At 55.2% G+C, this 956-nt stretch carries 1 protein-coding gene and 3 tRNA genes; all 4 read right to left on the bottom strand.

The annotated features are described in order from the left end of the window. Positions 1-195 (bottom strand): GTP-binding protein (locus ACYP5B_RS45345; protein ID WP_459569129.1); only part of this gene is annotated, 195 nt, incomplete at its 3' end. Positions 196-238: 43 nt separating this feature from the next. After that, positions 239-313, bottom strand: a tRNA-Thr gene (locus ACYP5B_RS45350). A gap of 45 nt (positions 314-358) precedes the next feature. Beyond that, a tRNA-Gly gene (locus ACYP5B_RS45355) sits at positions 359-432 on the bottom strand. Positions 433-495: 63 nt separating this feature from the next. Continuing rightward, positions 496-581, bottom strand: a tRNA-Tyr gene (locus ACYP5B_RS45360). Positions 582-956 lie beyond the last annotated feature (375 nt).

A 956-nucleotide genomic window follows, 5' to 3' on the forward strand; every position in this document is an offset into this window, starting at 1 on the left:
GGTATTGATGGTAATACCGCGTGCCTTTTCTTCCGGCGCTGCGTCGATTTCGTCGTACTTCTTGGCCGAACCGCCAAACTTGGCTGCCAGCACCGTAGCAATTGCTGCCGTCAGGGTGGTCTTACCATGGTCAACGTGACCGATCGTACCAACGTTCACGTGCGGTTTAGTCCGCGAGAACTTTTCCTTTGCCATTTCGCGACTCCTGTGTCGGTAGCGATATTGCTAGTGCGGTATTTGGTGCCCATGGGCAGGATCGAACTGCCGACCTCTCCCTTACCAAGGGAGTGCTCTACCACTGAGCCACATGGGCGAAACTTGACTGCTGCTTTTCAGAACTGCAAGAACCCGGGCAATCTGGAGCGGGTGAAGGGAATCGAACCCTCGTCGTAAGCTTGGAAGGCTTCTGCTCTACCATTGAGCTACACCCGCCGGGTTACCACGCTTTCTGCTTCACCGACGCCTGCCGGGTACTCACTACTGCTTTGCAATTCTTGGTGGAGAGGGTTGGATTCGAACCAACGTAGGCGTAAGCCAACAGATTTACAGTCTGCCCCCTTTAGCCACTCGGGCACCTCTCCGCAGTGAACTTCTGATTATGGTGTAACTTTCCTTGGCTGTCAAGCACTTTCCGTACTATGCAAAGTAGGGAAGGACAGACCTTGGAGCGTTGAACCTGGCACCAGCGTAGGCTGCCCGATCGCACCATCATCGTCGGCATTCAATAAAGAACACCTTCACCCTATAGGGGCTCGCCACGGCCTCTAAAACGGCTTCTGGGGCCTTGCTTTAACCTCGAAACCGGCTCGCCAGGCTGGCGGCCTGGGCGCTGCTTAAGCCTGATCGGCAAATCGCCGCCACAAAAGCAAAACCCCCCAGTACTTTCGTACTGGGGGGTTTCAAGGGAGAGCCTGGCGATTACCTACTTTCACACGGGTATCCGCACTATCATCGGC

This window comes from Cupriavidus sp. 8B (assembly GCF_054589115.1).